This window comes from Finegoldia sp. BIOML-A2 (genome assembly GCF_009678315.1).
Taxonomy (GTDB): Bacteria; Bacillota; Clostridia; order Tissierellales; family Peptoniphilaceae; genus Finegoldia; species Finegoldia magna.
This window is the reverse complement of record NZ_WKZE01000001.1, coordinates 40,189-60,545: the sequence shown is the minus strand read 5'-3', so window position 1 is coordinate 60,545 and position 20,357 is coordinate 40,189. Positions and strand designations below refer to the sequence as shown.

The following is a 20,357-nucleotide window of genomic DNA, read 5'->3' as shown; positions in this document are numbered from 1 at the left end:
AATATAATAGATTAGGGCAATGCATAAGCAAAGCCCAATTCTATTATTTAAAATCTTTTACTTTAACTCTGTCATTTTCAATTCTCTTAGTATAGCCTTTAATGTCCAATGTTTCTAGAAGTGTGATTGCACTTTTTCTTGACATATTAAGCATATCTTTGAGTTCTTTTACATTCAAAGTTTCGTTCTTATTGAAGTGATCATCGACAGTTTTGATAAATTTGTCGTAGCATTTTTTAGAAATCAAGAAGTTATCTCTTAAAATCACGACATCTTTTTGCAATAAAATTCCCAAAATAGTCTTGTCCTTTTGGTTGTGAACAACATTGTCTATCTTCAATAATTTGTCGAATTGGTTTTGGCAAATATCTTGAAGCATTTTCTTTCTGATTTTTTCATCTTCATCACTTAATTGAACTTTGTGAGATTTAGAAGATATTATACCACTTTCTTCCATCAAAACCTCTTGATCGTTTAAGTCTTTAAGCATGTAATTGAAGAATGGTCTATCGTCATCAAGTTGTAATTTTTTAAGAAGTTCTTCCTTGTTAATACCAGGTAATAAAGGATTTGTCTTGTGGAATGATATCACAAACATTTTTAATTTACCTAATAATTTTAAGTAAGCTTCTTTTTCTAATACTTTATCATTTCTAATTACAACTTTATCTTCTTGTTTTAGTTCGTCTAATTCTTTTAAAACTTTGTCTTTTGATTCCGAAGAATAGAATACCAAGTCATCAATTTTAGTAGGGAAAATCTCGTCTCGCAGATAATTTAAGATGATGTCTTTGATTTTACCTTCTTCTTTGATTTTTAGATTTTCAATGATTTCTTCATCGAATAATTTATGTTTTCTAACAGAACCATCTATTATAATTCCGCCACCAATTGTAACTTGTGGTGAAAATTGTCTCAAAATAAATGGGTCAGATGTTTTTGCATAAATTTTTTCTTCAAGTCTTATTTGAACCAGTGCTTGAGTTCCTGGTTGGATTACTTGCTTATCAAGAGGAACAACTCTTCCGAAAATTTCTTTTGTTCCGTGGAATAGTCTGACTCTGTCCCAGTGGTTAAGTGGAGAGGCACTTTCAAGTAGCGTAAGCCTAACATCTATCATATTAAATGCTTTCAATGAGTTTTTCTTAGCTATTACATAACCTCTGTCTATTTCATCTAAATTAAGATTTATATTCAAAGCAACCCTCTGTGATGGGTGAGCTACATTCACATTTTTGTTATGGACTTGAATATTTTTAATGTTGATATCTTTTTCTATTGGATAAATAAAAGATTCTCCCTTATGAATATCTCCGTCTAATAAAGTTCCTGTAACAACTGTTCCAATTCCTTTTACGTTGAACTTTCTGTCGATATTCATTCTGTAATCTCTTTCTGAATGTTTTTGCTTTAAATTCTTGGATTCAGAATCTATCATTTGAATCAAATTATCTATTCCTCTTTTTGAAATAGAATCTACTTCGCAAATAGGACAATTTTCAAGGAAAGTTCCTTTTACTAATTCTTTAACTTGTTCTATTGTTTTTTCTGTTTCTTCATCAGTTGCCAAGTCTCTTTTGGTTAAAACGACAATTCCTTCAGTTTTATTCAAAAATCTAAGTATATCCAAATGTTCAACAGTTTGAGGCATTACACCTTCCTTACTATCGATACATAAAAGAATCATATCCATTCCAAAAGTACCAGTCATCATATTTTTTACAAATTTTTCGTGACCTGGTACGTCAATTATTCCAGCTCGTTGACCACTTGGAAGATCAAAATAGCTAAAACCTAAATCGATAGAAATTCCTCTCTTTTTTTCTTCCGGTAGTCTATCAGTGCTATTTCCGGTTAAAGCTTTTATTAATGTAGTTTTTCCATGATCAATATGGCCTGATGTACCTATAATAAAATCCATATAACCTCCAATTAATTTACTAATGTATATTATATCATATTTCGTTATTTTTCATAAAACATAAGGAAATTATTTTCATAAATTTTTTCGTAAACAGTTTAATTTAATTAAATGAAGTAATAACAATTTAAATATATCAATTACTTTATCAATATAATAAAGTTAATTATCCGTATAATACATTATAAGGAATATATATTCAATAAAAGTGTGTAAATATGATAATATTTAAAATGATAATGAATATTAATGAGGTTTTTCAACATAATACTAATTTACTTTAGGCAATATAAGTGGTATAATTAAAAATATAAAAGAAAAAATAATTTCGGTAACATAAGGAAAACAATTTTATAGGAGGATTTTAATGAGTTTTACATTTGACTTAAAAGAACATGCTTCTCAAGTCGAAGAATTTCGAGAATTTGTAAGAAGCAAAAAGGATATTAAAGGTCCTTTGATGCCCGTTCTACAACGTGCACAAGATGAATTTGGTTATTTGCCTAAGGAAATTATTACAATGATTTCTAAAATATTAGACATTCCTTTGTCAGAAATTTACGGTGTTATAACTTTTTATGCACAATTTTCTTTGATTCCAAAAGGAAAATATGATATTCAAGTTTGCGAAGGAACTGCTTGTTATGTAAAAGGAGCTCAAAGAGTTTCTGAAAAACTACAAGAGATTTTGAAGATTCCTGCAGGTAGTACTACCGAAGATCAAAAATTTTCCATCACACCATGTAGATGTGTTGGTTTGTGCGCATTAGCTCCAGTTATTGTTATTAACGGCGATGTGTACGGTAAGGTAGCTGTTAATGAATTAGAATCAATTATTAGTAAATATAATTAGTTATTAGGGGTTTTGTTATGAATATTGAAAAACTTAATGAGATAAGAGATGAGTTTGCAAAGAATATCAAAATGCGTGAACTCGTAAAGGATAAAATTTATGTTGAACATACTAATCCAAAAGAAAAACAAATAGTTGTGTGTGGTGGAGCTGGTTGTGAAGCTACAGGCGCTAAATCTTTGATTGATGAGTTTAACAAATATATAGAAGAAGAAAAAATTGAAAACGTAGTGGTTGTTCCAGTAGGATGTATCGGGCTTTGCGAAACTGGTCCTAACGTTGTTGTATACCCTGAAGGAATTTTCTACACAAGAGTTAAATTATCAGATGTTAAGAGCATTGTCGACAAATCAATAGTAAATGATGAAGTTGATGAAGATGTCGTTTACGAAAATGCAAAACAAGACGATAAGATTTTGAAATACAATTCAGTTGATTTCTACGATAAACAATTTAAGATAGCTTTAAGAAATGTAGAAAAAATTCAATTAGAATCTTTGAACGAATATATTGGTGCAGATGGTTATCAAGCTTTACATAAAGCCATTTTTGATTTAGACCAAAAAGAAATAATTGAAGAAATGAAGAAATCAGGATTGAGAGGTCGTGGAGGAGCAGGTTTCCCTACAGGAAGAAAATGGGAATCAGCTTATAAAGTAGAAAATAATCAAAAATATGTTATCTGCAACGCGGATGAAGGAGACCCTGGTGCTTTCATGGACAGAGCGATTCTTGAAGGGGACCCTCATTCAGTATTAGAAGGTATGGCTATTTGCGGTAGAGCGATTGGTGCTAATCAAGGTTTTATCTATGTAAGAGCAGAATATCCAATTGCTGTTAAAAGATTGAGAATTGCGATACAACAAGCAAAAGAAATGAATCTTTTAGGAAACAACATTTTTGGATCTGATTTTTCATTTGATATCGAATTGAGATTGGGTTCAGGAGCCTTTGTATGTGGTGAAGGTACTGCGTTGATGGAATCTATTGAAGGTAGACGCGGTATGCCTCGTACTAAAATATTTAGAACAGCTGAAAGAGGATTATGGGACAAGCCAACTATTATCAATAACGTTGAAACATTTGCTAATGTTCCAGCAATTATGTATAAAGGTGCAGATTGGTTTACAAATTTTGGTACAGAAGGTTCTCCAGGAACTAAAGTATTCGCTTTAGGTGGTAAAGTTGTAAACACTGGTTTGGTAGAAGTTCCAATGGGATCTACTTTGAGAGAAATAATATTTGATATCGGCGGCGGAATTAAAGATGGAAAGAAGTTCAAAGCTGTTCAAACAGGTGGACCATCTGGTGGATGTATTCCAGAAGAATTCCTAGACACTCCAGTTGATTTCGAATCATTGGCTAAAATCGGTTCAATCATGGGATCAGGTGGAATGATTGTAATGGATGAAGACGACTGTATGGTAGATATTGCTAGATTCTTCCTTGAATTTACTGTAGATGAATCTTGCGGTAAGTGTGTTCCATGTCGTGAAGGTACTAAGAGAATGCTTGAAATTCTAGAAAAAATTACTTCCGGAAAAGGTGAAGATGGAGATATCGAAGCATTAGAAGAATTGTGTGATACTATCACATCTGCTTCACTTTGTGGTCTTGGACAAACAGCTCCAAATCCAGTTATCTCAACATTAAAATACTTCAGAAATGAGTATGAAGCTCACATTTACGATAAGAAATGTCCTGCTCATGCATGTAAGGCACTTTTATCATATGAAATCACAGACAAATGTATAGGTTGTACTAAGTGTGCTAAAAATTGCCCTGTAAGTTGTATAGAAGGAGAAGTTAAGAAACAACACGTTATCGACAAATCTCAATGTATAAAATGTGGTAATTGCGAAACTGTATGTCCTGTTCACGCAGTAGTTAGGAGATAGATAGTATGATTACTGTAACTATTGATGGAAAAGTAATTCAAACTGATAAGCCTAAATTCATTATCGATTTAGCAAGAGAAAATGGGATTGATATTCCAAATTTATGTTACGATAAAAATTTGGCTGTAGTGAGCGCTTGTAGACTTTGTTTAGTTGAAGTTGAAGGAAGCAAAAAATTAATGACTGCTTGTTCTACTTTGGCAAAAGACAACATGGTTGTTCATACTAAAACTGATAGATTAATAAAACACAGACAAAGAATTCTTCAAATGTTGTTGGATTCTCATCCAAATGATTGCTTAACTTGTCAAAAATCCGGTGAATGTCAACTACAAAAATATTCTTATGAATACGGAGTAAAATTCAGAGAACATGACGGAGCAAGAAGAGAAAAATTAGTTGATGATTCTTCTCCATACATCATTAGAGATGATAGCAAGTGTATACTTTGTGGAAAGTGCGTAAGAACTTGTAATGTTATGGATGATAGAAAAATTCTTAATTTCTCAAATAGAGGATATGAAACAAGAATTAACTTAGATATCAACGATACATTTGAATCTTCTTATTGTATATCTTGCAATAGATGCGTAGTAGCTTGTCCAGTAGGTGCATTGATGGATAAGAGAGCTATGAATTTAGGAAGAAAATGGGAGTTAGAAACTAAGAAAGTTCAATGCAAAGTTTGCGAATACGGTTGTGAATTTGAAGTCTTGAGAAAAAATGGAAAGAATCTTGCATTAAGAGCATTAAGTCCAGAAAATGGCAGACCACTTTGCTTAAAGGGTAGATTGACTACAGAATTATTGAATGTGGACAACCCAAAACAACCTTACAAAAAGATAGGTGGAGAATTTGTCGAAGCTAGCTGGAATAATGTATTAGGTTTGGATAAAATCCTAGATAAAATCGAAAAAATAGATAATTAATGTATAAATAAAAAGAATGAATAGGTGAGATAATGAATAGAGAACAATTAATATCAATTATTGATGATGCTGTAAATAGAGAAGATGATTCGTATACATTTTACAAAGATGCAGCTGAAAAAGCTGAAGATCCACAAACTAAAAGTCTTTTTGAAAGACTTAGCAAAGAAGAATTAAAGCACAAAGATTACTTACAAAAATTCTTAGAAACTAAAGCTGAAACTATCAAAATTGATGATAGTGAAGATTATAATTTATCACAAGACATTGATAGACCAAGAATGACTACAGAAATGGACTTCAGAGATGCTATCAAATTAGCTATCAAAAGAGAAGAAGAAGCTATGCAATTGTACGCTGATATTGCAAATTCTTGCTTAGATAAAGCTGAACAAGATATTTTTGCTGGATTATCAAAAATGGAAAAATTGCATAAAACTGAACTAGAAGAAATATTTTTGAATGTAGGATTTAACGAAGTTTGGTAGGTGTAATATGTTAAATATAAATATTGATGGTATTGATGTTCAAGTTGAAGAAAATACCACTGTATTAGAAGCGGCGCATAAAATAGGGATTGATATTCCGACATTGTGCCACGATAAATACCTGAGCGAATTTGGTGGTTGTAGAATGTGCCTAGTTGAAATAGAAGGATCCAGAAAACTTCAAACGTCATGTTCTACAATGGTCAAAGACGGAATGGTTGTTAAGACAGAAACTGATCGTTTAGTAAAAACTAGACAAAATATACTTAAACTTTTGATGATGAATCACCCTAAAGATTGCCTAACTTGTTCAAAAGTTGGTAGTTGTAGATTACAAGATTTGTGCTACAGATATGGTGTTAAAAATCCAGAAGTATTAGGCAAATACGGTAATTATGACATAGAAGTTCAAAATCACGAAGTTGATGATACGAATCCATTGATTTTTAGGGATCAAAACAAATGTATTTTGTGTGGAAAATGCGTCAGAGTTTGTGAAGAAGTTCAATGTACACATACAGTAGATTTTAAAAATAGAGGATTTGATTCTTATATTTCTACAGCTTTTGATCTTCCTTTATCCAAGGAAAACTGTCGTATGTGTGGTCAATGCATAAGCGTCTGTCCAACAGGTGCATTAATCAATAAACAATTAAAAGATACAAGACCTTGGGAAGTTGAAAAAGTTAAGACAACTTGTCCATTCTGTGGAACAGGATGTCAATTCAATTTAATTGTAAAAAATGGAAAAGTTCAAGGTGTTGAACCCTGTGATGGTTATGTAAACCAAAACGCACTTTGTATCAAAGGTCGTTTCCATACAGATATGATTCACTCGGACGAAAGATTGACTACTCCATTGATTAGAAAAAATGGAGAACTGGTTGAATGTAGTTGGGATGAAGCTATAGGTTATGTTGGAAATAAACTAAGAGATATTAAGATGGAATTTGGCCCAGATTCGATTGCTGGTTTAAGTTCTGCTAGATGTACAAACGAAGATAACTTTGTATTCCAAAAAATGATGAGAGCAGCGATTGGAACAAACAACGTCGATCACTGCGCCAGAACCTGACACGCTCCAACAGTTGCAGGTCTTGCAGCTACATTAGGAAGTGGAGCTATGACAAACTCTATCGAAGAAATTCTGGGTGCAGAATTGTTGTTTGTTATAGGTTCTAATGCTACTGAAGCACATCCTATTATTGGTAATAAGATGAAACAAGCAGTTAAAAAGGGAACTAAACTTATAGTTGTAGATCCAAGAAAAACTGGCTTAGCGGAAGAAGCGGATATTTGGTTAAGATTAAATCCAGGTACGGATGTATTCTTATTAAATGCTATGATGAAAGTTATCATAGAAGAAGGATTAGAAGCCAAAGAGTATATTGAATCTCGTGTTGAAAACTTTGAAGGCTTGAAGAAAACAGTAATGAAATACGATTTGGATGAAGCTGAAAAAGTTACAGGTGTGGACAAGGAATTAATCAGACAAGCAGCTTTGTTGTACGCAAAGACTGAAAAAGCTGGTATATTTTACACGCTTGGTATCACAGAACACACTCATGGAACAGAAAACGTAATGAGCTTGGCAAATCTAGGAATGCTAACTGGACACGTTGGAATTGAATCTGGCGGTATAAACCCTATCAGAGGACAAAACAACGTACAAGGAGCATGTGATTTAGGAGCATTACCTAACACTTATCCTGCTTATGCAAAAGTTACTGATCCAAAAGCTCGTGAATTTTTCGAAAGCGTATGGAAGACTCCATTGAGTCCAAATCTTGGATACCAAATCCCTGAAATGTTTAATCAAGCAGTTAAGGGAAATGTTAAAGCAATGTATATAATGGGAGAAGATCCTGTTTTATCAGATCCAGATGCAAATCACGTTAAGAGAGCTTTGAACAATTTAGAATTGTTAGTAGTTCAAGATATATTTATGTCTGACACAGCAAAGCTTGCAGATGTTGTATTCCCTGCAACTTGCTACGCAGAAAAAGATGGAACTTTTACAAATACTGAAAGAAGAGTTCAAAGAGTTAGAAAAGCTGTTGCTCCTCCGGGACAAGCTAGAAATGACTGGTCAATTTTATGCGATGTAAGTAAAATCATCAATCCAAATGTATTCTTTGATTATGAAACAAGTGAAGATGTATTTGAAGAAATGAGAGTAACTATGCCAAGTTACAGAGGTATGACTTACGAAAGAATTGACAAAGTTGGATTACAATGGCCATGTCCTACAACATCTCATCCCGGTACAAAATACTTGCACAAAGGAATATTTGCAAGAGGTCAAGGTCAAATGATGGAAATAGAATACAGACCATCAGAAGAATTGCCTGATGATGATTATCCAATGATTTTAAGTACAGGAAGAATGTTGTATCATTACAATATAACTACGAGATACTCAAAAGATTTGGATGGAGTAAGTCCTTACGAACTTGCAGAAATCAATCCAGTGGATGCAGAAAGATTGGGAGTAAAAGATTTGGATACTATCAGAGTTACATCTAGAAGAGGAAGTATCGTAACTCGTGTTGTAGTAACTGACAGAGTATTACCTAATATGATATTCATGACATTCCACTACAGAGAATCTCCAGTAAACGAAGTGACATCAAATCACTACGATCCAATTACAGGAACTGGTGAGTATAAAGTGTGTGCAATTCATGTTGAAAAAGTTGATTTGCATCCAGATCATGAGGATACAATTCAAAGATTTGTTAACATGGCAACTTTATTATCAGACGAACACAAAAAAGATAAAAAAGTAATATAAACAAACAAAAAAGATCTCAGATTTTAAAATCTGGGATCTTTTAAATTGAAATTATTTTAAGATATCTTCAATCAATTTAAGCAATTTATCGTTTGATTGTTCATCCAAAATACAAAATCTAAAAAAGTATTCATTCAAATTATTAAACGATGCACAGTCTCTTATGATAAGAGCGTGAGGAATTAATCTTTCTCTTAATTCATGTGCAGTTAATTTTTTGTTCAATATTTCGCATAGTACGAAATTCGATTTTGAAGGATAAACTTTCAAGCAATCAATTTTTTCTAAAGTAGATATCATTTTTTCTTTTTCACGATTGATAAATGCGAACACGTTTTTGTGGTAGTCAGTATCCGTGAACATCTCGCCACCAAGAATGTCGGCAAAAATATTTATGTTCCACAAATTGGTGTGTTTATTTATATCATCGTAAAGTTTTTTGTTTCCAGTTATTCCGTAACCCAATCTTATTCCGGCAGCTGCGAAAAACTTTGATGTAGAACGTATAACAAGTAGGTTATCACATGTTTCAGTTAAACTAACTGCTGAATATTTGTCCACATCTGAAAACTCAACATAAGTTTCATCTATCATAAAATAGCAATTGCTTGATTTGATGAGTTCTTCGAGTTTTCCGTTTTTGATAGCATATCCTGTTGGATTATTAGGATTGGTTAATATTACAAGACTTACGTCATTTTCTTTTATCATTCTCGATAATTTCTTACTATCTATCGCAAAATCATTTGATTTGTCCAAATCGTAAGAAATTATATTGGAGTTGATTTTGTTGAGTTCTCTTTCATACTCCGAATAACTAGGGTTGAATATTATTGCATTTTTTGGATTGATTAGAGATATAAATGATGAAATCAAATTAGTGCTACCAGATGTAAGCAAGATTTTGTCTCTTGATACATTGGCGTATTTTTCAATAGATGATAGTAATTGATCGTAATTTGGGTCAGGGTACACTCCGACTTTATTAAGATTATTTTCAAGCTTAGTCATCGCTTTAGGACTTGGACCTAAAGGATTGACGTTTGAACTGAAATCCTTGATTTCATCTATATTAAATCCGTATTCTTTTTGAATTTCAAAAAGATTTGCTCCATGAGATGATTTCATTATTTTCTCCTTATAAAATATTAATACCTCTTGTTTTATCTAATAAAATTGAGATGGATTCTTCTCTGTTGATGTGGTGAATAAATTCGCTCATCAATTCGCTCATATCTACAGCGTGGAACCATTCTTTGTTTTTGATTGATTCTGGTACGTATGTTAAGTTTGTAGAATAAACTCCGTCGATGTAGCCTTCTTTATTCATTTGGTCAAATTTGTCAGGACCTTCAGTAAACAAAGCGAAACTTACTGCGCAGAATATTCTGTTTGCATTTTGTTTTTTCAATTGTTTTGCAATATCAATAACAGATCCGCCTGAAGCAATCATATCGTCTACGATTAATATGTCTTTGCCTTCTACTTCACGTCCGATGTATTTGTGTTCAATAATAGGATTCTTACCGTCGACTACTTTAGTGTAATCACGTCTTTTGTAGAATAATCCTATGTCTTGTTTTAAAATATTTGAATAGTAAATTGCTCTATCCATTGCACCAGTATCTGGTGAAATAATGATCATATTTTTCTTGTCTAATTCATCAGTAGTTATATTTTCTTTTTCTAAGAAGTGAGTAACTATTTCTGCTGTAGGATAGATGTTTTCAAATGTCATCAATGGGATTGCGTTTTGTACGTTTGGATCGTGCACATCAAATGTGTAAATTCCATCTACTCCCATGTCTTCTAATTCTTGAAGTGCCATTGCACAGTCAAGTGATTCTCTGGATTTACGTCTGTGTTGACGTGATGAATATAAAAGAGGCATCATTACATTGATACGTGAAGCCTTTCCATTAATTGCGGAGATAACTCTTTTGATATCTTGGAAGTGTTCATCTGGACCAATTATAGTTTGTTCGCCAAACATATTGTACTTTAATCCATAATTTCCAACGTCTGAGATGATTAAAATATCACGACCTCTAACTGATTCATCGATTGTAACTTTTCCTTCACCGTTACTAAATCTGGATTCTGTTATCTTTAATAAATAACTTTCTGTTGCACCGTTTTTTTTCATTAAAAGTTCGTCAACTTCTTTTGCCAAACCTTCAATGTTCTTCATTGCTATGATTCCAAGTTCTCCGTATGGAAACTCTTCAAATTTTGATTCTGACATAAGTCCTCCTTAAATACTACATTATATATAAAGAATATCACAAACAATTTACGTATTCAAATTTAAATAACACAAACTATTTGATATAATCGGATAGGAAAGGTGTTTAATAATTTATGGAAAATAATGATGAAAAATTCATGATGAAAGCTATAGAACAAGCTAAGATTGCTTATGATATGGATGAAGTTCCTGTAGGATGTGTTATTGTAAAAAATGGTGAAATAATTGCTCAAGCTTATAACAGTGTGGAAACAGACAACAATGCGACAATGCATGCAGAATTAAAAGCTATTAATCAAGCAACTAAGGTTATTGGAAATTTTAGGCTTGATGATTGTACAATGTATGTGACATTGGAGCCTTGTGTGATGTGCACAGGTGCTTTGGTGTATTCAAGAATACCAAAAGTTGTGTTCGGAGCTTTTGATAAAAAAAGAGGAGCTTGTGGGTCTTTGATTTCATTAAATGATTACGAAGGACTCAATCATAAAATAGAAGTAAAAAGTATTATGGAAAAAGAGTGTGTCGATTTGATGCAGAGTTTTTTCAGGAGGATTCGTGAAAAAAATAGAAATAAATAGATTAAGTGATTATTTGAAAAAAACATACGGCACGAAAGTTTACAAATTACCGTTAGATGGTGGATTCAGTTGTCCTAATAGAAAAAATTCTAAAGGTTGTATTTTTTGTTCTGAAAGTGGTTCTGGTGAATTTACTTTTAATGAGTATTCAATCAAAGATCAGGTCGAATTGCAAATTAAAAGATTATCCGAAAAGAAAAAAGCAGATAAATTCATTACGTATTTTCAATCGTTCACCAATACTTACAAGCCAGTAAATGAACTTAGGGAAATTTACTCAGATGCTATTGATAACGAAAATGTGCTGGTGCTTGATATAGCCACCAGAGGAGACTGCTTAGATGATGAGAAGATAAAACTTTTGAGTGATATAAACAAACAGGTGGATGTGTGGGTTGAAATGGGCCTTCAATCCACTAAAAAGTCTACGATAGAATTAATCAATCGTGCTTATAGCAATGATGTTTATTTTGATATGGCAAAAAAACTTATGGATAATGACATTAAAGTAATCTCGCATGTAATTGCAGGCCTTCCCTATGAAAGTGAGGATGATTTTTTGGAAAGTGTGTATCAAACGCAAATGCATGATATTTGGGGAATCAAAATTCATTCATTATATATACAAACAGATTCAAGGTTGTACGATTATTATCTAAAAAATAAATTTAAAATTTTGACGATGGATGAATACACTGATTGGGTTGTAGATAGTTTCAAAATTTTAAATGAGGATACAGTTGTGCACCGATTGACAGGAGATGCTTACAAGCCAAAACTTTATCTTCCTAAATGGTCTTGTGATAAATTGAAAGTAATTTCTGAGATAAATAGTAAAATTAAAACATACAATACATAAAAAAATTTATTGAAGTTTTTGTGCGTTTGAAATATACTAACTTAGTATAGGAATATGGAGGGAATAACAAAAATGAAAATCCACATGGGATTAGATGTAGGTTCAACTACTGTCAAGCTTGTCATTATAAATGAAAACTACGAAATTTTATTTCAAGAATACACTAGACATCGTTCTGACATAGAAGAAACTACCAAAAATGTTCTTAAACAAGCATACGATTCACATCCAGAGTTCAAAAACAGCGATTGTACAATTATGGTCACTGGAAGTGGCGGAATGTATGTTGAAGATAATTTGAATATCGAATTTATACAAGAAGTTGTGGCTGGAACTACAGCTATTAAAAAATATATCCCTAATGCCGATGTGTGTATTGAGCTTGGGGGAGAAGACAGTAAGATAACTTATCTAAAAGGAAACGTAGAACAAAGAATGAACTCCATCTGCGCAGGTGGAACTGGAGCATTCATAGACCAAATGGCAGCTTTGTTAAAGACAGATGCATCTGGTCTTAACGAATTAGCCAAAGATTACAAGAAAATATTTTCGATTGCAAGTAGATGCGGAGTATATGCAAAAACTGACATTCAAGCTTTGATCAACCAAGGCGCAACAAAAGAAGACATGGCAGTTAGTGTTTTCCAATCTGTTGTCAATCAAACAATATCAAATCTTGCTTGTGGTAGACCTATTGAAGGAAATATCGTATTTTTGGGTGGACCACTTTATTTCTTATCAGAATTAAGAAATAGATTCATCACGACACTAGATGATGGTGTGAACACGTTCTACAGTCCTGAAAATGCTCAAGTATTTGTGGCATTGGGAGCAGCTATTGCATCAATGGATGAAAAAGTTGTGAAGTATGAGGATTTGTTGAACAGATCTTATGACAAAAAACAAGAAATTAGCGATGAGTTAATACTTGAGCCGTTATTTAAAAATGAGAAAGAAAAAGAAGAATTTTACGAAAATCACAAGAAATCAAACGTCAAATTCAAAAATCTTGACGAAGTACAAGGAAACTTGTATTTGGGGATTGATGCAGGTTCAACTACTAGTAAAATTGTAGTAATTGATGAAGATTGCAACATTGTTTACGATTTTTATGCAAATAACCAAGGAAATCCACTTGATTTAGTTAAGGAACAATTATCTGTAATTTATTCTAAACTAAATGATAACCAAAAAATTGCAAGTAGTGGTATAACAGGTTATGGAGAAGATTTTATAAAACAAGCTTTATCGGTCGATTTTGGTGAAGTAGAGACAATAGCGCATTTGACTGCTGCAAGATATTTTGATCCAGATGTTGATTTTGTTTTGGATATTGGCGGTCAAGACATGAAAGCTATGCATGTAAATGATGGAATAATTGATTCTATTCAATTAAATGAAGCGTGTTCTTCTGGTTGCGGATCATTTATTGAAACATTTGCTCATAGTTTGAATTTATCCGTACAAGAATTTCAACAAAAAGCACTTGAATCAGAGAATCCTGTAGATTTAGGTTCAAGATGTACAGTATTTATGAATTCGAAAGTAAAACAAGCGCAAAAAGAAGGCGCTAGTGTCAGTGATATTGCAGCGGGTTTATGTTATTCAGTAATCAAAAATGCAATCCAAAAAGTTATCAAACTTAGAGATCCATCAAAATTAGGTGAACATATCGTAGTTCAAGGTGGTACATTCTACGGGGATGCTATACTAAGAGCTTTCGAAAAAATTACAGGTAAAGTTCCTACAAGACCAAATATTTCTGGACTTATGGGAGCTATGGGAATGGCTTTGATTGCAAAAGAAAAATCAACAGGATATTCTACGATTTTATCTGAGGATGAACTTCAAAAATTTGAATATACTCAAGAACAAGCAGAATGTAAATATTGTTCTAACCATTGCAAATTAACTATCAACAAATTTGCAAATGGCAAAAAGTTTGTTACTGGAAATAGATGTGAAAGAGGAGCTGGAATTAGTCTGGATAAAAAAGACAAGCTTCCAAATATGTACGATTATAAAAACAAGAGATTATTTGGATATAAGAGCATTCCAAAAGATAAAGCAAGAGCAACTGTAGGAATTCCTAGAGTGTTGAATATGTACGAAAATTATCCTTTCTGGCATACATTCTTCACGAATTTAGGATACAGAGTTGTATTGTCTTCTAAATCATCAAGAGAAATTTACGAAAAAGGAATTTCTTCTATTACAAGTGAAACATGTTGCTATCCTGCAAAATTAGTTCACGGTCACATTGAAGATTTGTTAGAAAAAAATGTCGATATGATATTCTATCCTTCGGTATTTTTTGAAAAACAAGAATACGATAAGGCGAATAACCACATTAACTGTCCAGTAGTTACTGGATATCCGGAAGTTATTAAAAATAATGTCGATGGATTGAAAAACACGAAGTATTTCAACCCATTCATATCATTCCAAGATAAAAATAAATTAAAGACAAGACTTATCGACGAATTAAAAGAGCTAGGACTTTCTGATAAGGACATATCAAACAGCGTTGATAGAGCGTGGGATGAACTTGAAAAATACAGAAAAGATGTAAAGGTTGAAGGGAAGAAAGCTTTGTCCAAAATTCGTGAAATGGGCAAAAAAGCAATTGTGTTAGCTGGTAGACCATATCATGTCGATTCAGAAATAAATCATGGAATTCCTGAACTGATTACTTCATTAGGCCTTGGAGTTTTATCAGAAGATTCTATAATTGATTATGATGATGACGTTGATAGCGATTTGAGAGTATTGGATCAATGGGTATATCACTCCAGACTTTACAGAGCAGCAGAAATTGTTGGAAACAGTGAAGATTTGGAAATGGTTCAACTTAATTCATTCGGTTGCGGAATAGACGCTGTAACTACAGATCAAGTTAATGAAATATTGTCTGCTAAAGGAAAAATCTACACTGTATTAAAAATCGACGAAATTAGTAACTTAGGTGCTGTTAAAATCAGAATAAGATCATTGATACAAGCACTTGAAAAGAAAAACTTCGTTCCAAATGTTAAAAAATCATATCACGTTGAAAAAGTCGAATTCACTAAGAAAATGAAAGAAGAATACACGATCCTAGCACCACAAATGGCGCCGGATCACTTTGAAATAATGGAATCTTTATTCAAAGATAATGGCTATAAAGTGGAATTTTTGAAAGATGTTAATTCAAAAGTAATCGACGAGGGATTAAAATATGTAAACAACGACGCTTGTTATCCATCTATAACTGTTGTTGGACAAATGATGGAAGCTATAAATTCTGGTAGATATGACACTGACAAACTAGCTTTGTTAATGAGTCAAACTGGTGGAGCATGCAGAGCAAGTAACTATGTTGGTTTCATAAGAAAAGCATTAAAAGAAGCGGGATATGAAAATATTCCTGTAATTGCTATTTCTTGGCAAAATATCGAAACAAACGAAGGCTTTAACCTTTCTCCATTAGTATTACAAAAAATGATTGTTGCAGTATTATATGGGGACTTGATAATGAGATTATCAAACTTCACAAGAGCCTACGAAAAGGAAAAAGAAACTGATACTTTAAAACAAAAATGGATTGAAGAATGTCAAAAGAGAGTTTTGAAATCAAGTTCAAAACTATTTAGACAAACTGTCGATGAAATTATTGAAGATTTTTCAAAAATAGAATTATTGGATATACAAAAACCAAAAGTTGGTATTGTAGGAGAAATCCTCGTAAAATATCTTCCTCAAGCCAATAATAATTTGCAAGATTTATTGGAAAAAGAAGGCTGTGAAGTAGTAATGCCTGATTTGACAGATTTTGTACTTTATTGCTTGAGAAATGAATATCATAAGGGAAACTTCTTATCCAAATCCAAATTCACAGGATTCATGTGCAATATGGGAGTAAATTTGATTGAACATTACAGAAAATACATCAGAAACCAATTAATAAAATCGAAGTTTACTCATCCGCTTAAGATACAAGAACTTGAAGATTACGCACAAGAAGTTGTATCACTAGGAAATCAATACGGTGAAGGATGGTTGTTGACTGCAGAAATGATAGAATTAATTCATATCAATGCTAACAACATTGTATGTATTCAACCATTTGGTTGTCTTCCAAACCATATCACAGGAAAAGGAGTCATTAAGAGAATTAGACAATTGTATCCACAAGCAAACATAATTCCAATTGACTACGATCCTGGCGCAAGTGAAGTAAACCAAATTAATAGAATTAAACTTATGCTTTCACAAGCAAAGGAGAAAATTAATAATTAAAACTTACAAAAAATCAAATTTAATGTAAATTTTCATTGTTTTTGATATAATTAAATAAGTGTTATGGCAAAGCACCGGTGAATCCGAGTGCTTTGTTCATTAAGAAAGTAATTGGAGGAAAGAATGAAAAAAAGAGCTGTTATTGTCTTTTTTATTTCGCTAGCACTATTTTTGGGAGTTTATTTCGGTGCTGGTAAATTTTTGGGAAGCTTAAAAACAACTGGCTCTGATATTAAAGGCGATGAATTAGGAAAAAACAATGTAATTGAACAAAATATACCGGATGAATTTTTATTTGTCCTTCTAGGAATTGACAAAGAAGTAAGCACAACAGATCATCAAAGATCTGATACTATAATGGTTTGCAAAGTTAACTTTAATTCTGGTAATGTGGATATACTGTCTGTACCAAGAGATACTCAGATTAGATTGAATGGAAATATCCACAAAGTAAATGCTGCCCATGCTTATGAAGGAGCGAAGGGATCTTTAAAAGCGTTGAGAGATTTATTGGGAATAGATTTGGATTATTACGTTGAAGTTGATTTTGATAGTGTAGAACACATCGTAGATGCTATGGGTGGAGTTGAAGTTGATTCACCAGCTGAAATAGTTGTTGAATCAAGACATATCCGTATCCCAAAAGGAAAATCAAAACTAAACGGAGATGAAGCGTTACAATATGTGAGGGCACGTCATCCATTAGGTGGATCTGATGAAGCGAGAATTGAAAATCAACACTATTTTATAAAAACATTGATAGATCAATTATTGAGTCCTGCAAATATTACAAAAATGCCAAAGATGGTTGAAATATTCAAAAGAGATGTTAAAACGAATATTCCATTGGGAGATATGACGGCTTATCTTACAAAAATTCCTAACTTTTCATCTAGCAAAATACATAGCTATATACTACCTGGAGATTATAAAGATGATGGAATTAGTTGGTATATGGCGGATGAAGAACAATTACCAGAAATTGTAGACAGATTATTTGCTGAATACAAACTGGATGATCAAACCACTAATCAAGACAATGATAAAAAAGAAGATGAGGAAGAATCTCAAAATAATTAGTGGTTTTGTTTTTGGGAGGTATTTTTGTGGAAAGAAAGCAAGAACACATTGAAAATTATTTAAAATCAGAATACAAGGGCAACAATTTATTTGATTGTGTGTATTTAGAGCATACATCACTACCAGAATTAGATTTGAATGATGTCGATTTGTCGATGGAATTTAACGGCAAGAAAATTGACTATCCTTTTATGATAAACGCAATGACTGGTGGTGGAGATTCCTGTTGCGACATCAATGAAGACTTGGCTAGATTGTGTAAAACATTCAACATTCCAATGGCAGTTGGCAGTCAAAAAATTGCTCTTGTGGAAGATGAAGCGATTGAAAGTTTCGAACTTGTACGAGAAAATTTGATTAAAAACGAAAACATCGTAATAGGAAATCTTTCTGCAAGAGAAAGCTTGGAATCAGTTCAAAAAGCGATTGAGATGATAGATGCTGATATGTTTGGCCTTCACTTGAATCCAATTCAAGAATTGATTATGGAAGAAGGAGACCGAGAATTTTCCGGAATAAAAGATAACATTAAAAATATAGTAGAAAATGTAGATGTGCCTATAATCGTAAAAGAAGTAGGTTACGGAATGAACAAAAAAACAATCTATGATTTATACGATTTGGGTGTTAGATACATTGATATTGCTGGTTTTGGTGGAACAAATTTTTCTGAAATAGAAGATAATAGAAGATTCGATATGGAATTTTCTGAATTTTACTGTTGGGGGATTCCTACGGCGAAGATTTTATTGGACATGCAAGATAAACCTGACGATTTGTTTTTGATTGCAAGTGGTGGGATAAAAACATCAATTGATATTGTAAAAGCGCTAGTCCTTGGTGCAGATATGACAGCGATGAGTGGCGAAGTATTATCTTATTTAATGCATGGTGGTTATGAATTTGCTAAGGAATTTTTGGATAGCTTGATTTATAAATTAAAAATGCTTATGGTAATGCTCGGAGCAAAAAACATCAATGAGCTTAAAAATCTGGACTACAAAATATTTGGAAAATTAAAAGAAATTACAGAATAAATAAAGTCATACAAATTTGATTTTAATATCAAACTTGTATGACTTTTTTAAATGTATTTTTCTACTCTTTTTGTAACAAAACTAAAAACCAAAGCTTTTAACATATCTCCAGGTAAAAACACTATCATACCAGTGAATAATAATTTCCATAAGTCGAATTGTTTATTAGATAATTTGAACAATACTCCCATGTATATCACACCAAAAGCGTAAATTATAAGTGATGACACCATGAACATAATAAAAAGGTTTAATTGTGACAGGTTGCGGTCTTTGAATTTTACATAAAAAGTTTGTACTAAAAATCCTATTACATAACCAAAGCTAGGTGAAAATATTGCTTGTATACCACCCTTTCCTCCTGCAAAAACAGGAAGACCAATAAGCCCTAATACAATATACAATAAAACTGACATATTCGCGTATTTTTTGCTTAAATAATATCCAGATGATATTGCAAATAAACTTTGTAAGGAAATAGGAACTGGAAATAATGGAATTATTATATAAGATCCAATTACTATGAGTGCGCTAAACAAAGCGATTTTTATGAGTTCTTTTGTATCGATACTTCTACTCATCTTGCTTTTCTCTCATATCTTGTCTGTAATTTGCCATTACTTCGTGGAAAATTTCTGCTGATGTTGGTGGAGTATAACTTAAAGCATTTGCTCCAGCATTTATCGTATCAATAACATTTTGCTCATTATCACCGCCTGTTGCAATTATTGGAAATTCATATCCAACTTTTTTCCTGATTTCTTCAACTAAAAATGCAGTTTTCTTTCCACCAGATACATTTAAAATATCTGCACCAGAATTGATTTTTCCTTCGATATCATCATATGCAGATACTATTGTAGCGACGATAGGTATGTCTAAAACTTTTTTCATCTGAACAATAGTCTCGTTTTTCATAGGGGCATTTACGATTACTCCATATGCTCCTAACATCTCTGCTTGTAATGCCATATTTACACTTCTAATTCCAGATGTAATTCCACCACCTACTCCAGCAAAAACTGGAAGACTTGAAGACATTATTATAGCATTTGTGATTGATAATGTTGGTGTGAAAGGATATACTGCCATTATTGCGTGACCATTTGTATTATTAATTATTGCAATGTCTGTTGTAAAGACAAGAGTTTTTATTCTTTTACCTAAAACTGTTATGCCAGATGCTTTGTACATAGCTTCTGGAATATGTACCATTCTGTGTCTCAAATTAGATTTTACTTCTGGTATAAATTTCTTTTCCATAAGATGCCTCCATAAAATGAATTTCATATTTATATTATAATAGATAAAGCCATTCTAGCAAATCATAAAAACTAAAAAATATTTTGGGAATTTGTTGTAATTCTTAGAAGATTATGGTAATATATATA

14 protein-coding genes and 1 pseudogene are annotated in these 20,357 nt (G+C 32.4%); 10 read left to right on the top strand and 5 right to left on the bottom strand.

The window, feature by feature from the left end; genetic code table 11:
• Positions 1–43: 43 nt before the first annotated feature.
• On the bottom strand, positions 44–1,921 hold the full coding sequence (gene selB, locus GKF99_RS00250; RefSeq protein ID WP_154272240.1) for a selenocysteine-specific translation elongation factor: 1,878 nt from the start codon (positions 1,919–1,921) through the stop codon (positions 44–46).
• Positions 1,922–2,288: 367 nt separating this feature from the next.
• Here selB and GKF99_RS00245 point away from each other — a divergent pair, with 367 nt between their 5' ends.
• From GKF99_RS00245 to fdhF, 5 genes and pseudogenes are all read left to right on the top strand, one after another.
• Positions 2,289–2,774 carry an NAD(P)H-dependent oxidoreductase subunit E gene (locus GKF99_RS00245; RefSeq protein WP_002835065.1) on the top strand — a complete coding sequence of 162 codons (486 nt, stop codon included), beginning with the start codon at positions 2,289–2,291 and terminating at the stop codon, positions 2,772–2,774.
• 17 nt (positions 2,775–2,791) lie between these two features.
• A complete protein-coding gene (locus GKF99_RS00240; RefSeq protein WP_154272239.1) occupies positions 2,792–4,672 on the top strand; it encodes an NADH-quinone oxidoreductase subunit NuoF in 1,881 nt (626 codons plus the stop codon).
• A gap of 5 nt (positions 4,673–4,677) precedes the next feature.
• On the top strand, positions 4,678–5,601 hold the full coding sequence (locus tag GKF99_RS00235; protein ID WP_094207399.1) for a 2Fe-2S iron-sulfur cluster-binding protein: 924 nt from the start codon (positions 4,678–4,680) through the stop codon (positions 5,599–5,601).
• 32 nt (positions 5,602–5,633) lie between these two features.
• Positions 5,634–6,089, top strand: a complete 456-nt coding sequence (locus GKF99_RS00230) for a ferritin family protein (RefSeq protein ID WP_094203933.1) — start codon at positions 5,634–5,636, stop codon at positions 6,087–6,089.
• A 7-nt stretch (positions 6,090–6,096) separates the two neighbouring features.
• Positions 6,097–8,787 (top strand): annotated as a pseudogene (gene fdhF, locus GKF99_RS00225) (formate dehydrogenase subunit alpha); the annotation flags it as partial.
• Positions 8,788–8,934: 147 nt separating this feature from the next.
• On the opposite strand, the gene GKF99_RS00220 reads toward fdhF, so the two are convergent.
• Together GKF99_RS00220 and GKF99_RS00215 are read right to left on the bottom strand one after the other, a co-directional pair.
• On the bottom strand, positions 8,935–10,011 hold the full coding sequence (locus GKF99_RS00220) for a histidinol-phosphate transaminase (protein WP_154272237.1): 1,077 nt from the start codon (positions 10,009–10,011) through the stop codon (positions 8,935–8,937).
• 10 nt (positions 10,012–10,021) lie between these two features.
• Positions 10,022–11,128, bottom strand: a complete 1,107-nt coding sequence (locus GKF99_RS00215; RefSeq protein WP_094203930.1) for a ribose-phosphate pyrophosphokinase — start codon at positions 11,126–11,128, stop codon at positions 10,022–10,024.
• Positions 11,129–11,244: 116 nt separating this feature from the next.
• Between GKF99_RS00215 and tadA the strand changes: the two genes are divergently transcribed.
• The 5 genes from tadA to fni all read left to right on the top strand — a co-directional run bounded on the left by tadA (position 11,245) and on the right by fni (position 18,966).
• Complete coding sequence (tadA, locus tag GKF99_RS00210) at positions 11,245–11,712, top strand: tRNA adenosine(34) deaminase TadA (protein WP_154272236.1); 468 nt, start codon at positions 11,245–11,247, stop codon at positions 11,710–11,712.
• Complete coding sequence (locus GKF99_RS00205) at positions 11,690–12,571, top strand: TIGR01212 family radical SAM protein (protein WP_172976404.1); 882 nt, start codon at positions 11,690–11,692, stop codon at positions 12,569–12,571. Before tadA ends, GKF99_RS00205 begins: the two co-directional genes overlap by 23 nt.
• Positions 12,572–12,643: 72 nt before the next feature.
• Positions 12,644–16,849 carry an acyl-CoA dehydratase activase-related protein gene (locus tag GKF99_RS00200; protein WP_154272235.1) on the top strand — a complete coding sequence of 1,402 codons (4,206 nt, stop codon included), beginning with the start codon at positions 12,644–12,646 and terminating at the stop codon, positions 16,847–16,849.
• A gap of 123 nt (positions 16,850–16,972) precedes the next feature.
• Complete coding sequence (locus GKF99_RS00195) at positions 16,973–17,929, top strand: LCP family protein (RefSeq protein WP_154272234.1); 957 nt, start codon at positions 16,973–16,975, stop codon at positions 17,927–17,929.
• A gap of 26 nt (positions 17,930–17,955) precedes the next feature.
• Entirely contained in the window at positions 17,956–18,966 is a 1,011-nt protein-coding gene (gene fni, locus GKF99_RS00190) for a type 2 isopentenyl-diphosphate Delta-isomerase (RefSeq protein WP_156849731.1), read from the top strand.
• Positions 18,967–19,013: 47 nt separating this feature from the next.
• Here the strand turns inward: fni and GKF99_RS00185 are convergent, their stop codons facing one another.
• Together GKF99_RS00185 and GKF99_RS00180 are read right to left on the bottom strand one after the other, a co-directional pair.
• Positions 19,014–19,547 carry a biotin transporter BioY gene (locus tag GKF99_RS00185; protein ID WP_154272232.1) on the bottom strand — a complete coding sequence of 178 codons (534 nt, stop codon included), beginning with the start codon at positions 19,545–19,547 and terminating at the stop codon, positions 19,014–19,016.
• Positions 19,540–20,229, bottom strand: coding sequence for a hydrolase (locus GKF99_RS00180; RefSeq protein WP_094207389.1), 690 nt, complete (start codon positions 20,227–20,229; stop codon positions 19,540–19,542). The genes GKF99_RS00185 and GKF99_RS00180 overlap by 8 nt, the downstream gene beginning before the upstream one ends.
• Positions 20,230–20,357 lie beyond the last annotated feature (128 nt).

Excerpts from the sequence above, each read along its gene's own strand:
- GKF99_RS00195 (WP_154272234.1), top strand. The coding sequence starts at position 16,973 with ATGAAAAAAAGAGCTGTTATTGTCTTTTTTATTTCGCTAGCACTATTT.
- tadA (WP_154272236.1), top strand. The coding sequence starts at position 11,245 with ATGGAAAATAATGATGAAAAATTCATGATGAAAGCTATAGAACAAGCT.
- GKF99_RS00180 (WP_094207389.1), bottom strand. The coding sequence starts at position 20,229 with ATGGAAAAGAAATTTATACCAGAAGTAAAATCTAATTTGAGACACAGA.
- GKF99_RS00200 (WP_154272235.1), top strand. The coding sequence starts at position 12,644 with ATGAAAATCCACATGGGATTAGATGTAGGTTCAACTACTGTCAAGCTT.
- GKF99_RS00220 (WP_154272237.1), bottom strand. The coding sequence starts at position 10,011 with ATGAAATCATCTCATGGAGCAAATCTTTTTGAAATTCAAAAAGAATAC.
- selB (WP_154272240.1), bottom strand. The coding sequence starts at position 1,921 with ATGGATTTTATTATAGGTACATCAGGCCATATTGATCATGGAAAAACT.
- GKF99_RS00185 (WP_154272232.1), bottom strand. The coding sequence starts at position 19,547 with ATGAGTAGAAGTATCGATACAAAAGAACTCATAAAAATCGCTTTGTTT.
- GKF99_RS00230 (WP_094203933.1), top strand. The coding sequence starts at position 5,634 with ATGAATAGAGAACAATTAATATCAATTATTGATGATGCTGTAAATAGA.
- GKF99_RS00240 (WP_154272239.1), top strand. The coding sequence starts at position 2,792 with ATGAATATTGAAAAACTTAATGAGATAAGAGATGAGTTTGCAAAGAAT.
- GKF99_RS00235 (WP_094207399.1), top strand. The coding sequence starts at position 4,678 with ATGATTACTGTAACTATTGATGGAAAAGTAATTCAAACTGATAAGCCT.
- GKF99_RS00215 (WP_094203930.1), bottom strand. The coding sequence starts at position 11,128 with ATGTCAGAATCAAAATTTGAAGAGTTTCCATACGGAGAACTTGGAATC.
- GKF99_RS00245 (WP_002835065.1), top strand. The coding sequence starts at position 2,289 with ATGAGTTTTACATTTGACTTAAAAGAACATGCTTCTCAAGTCGAAGAA.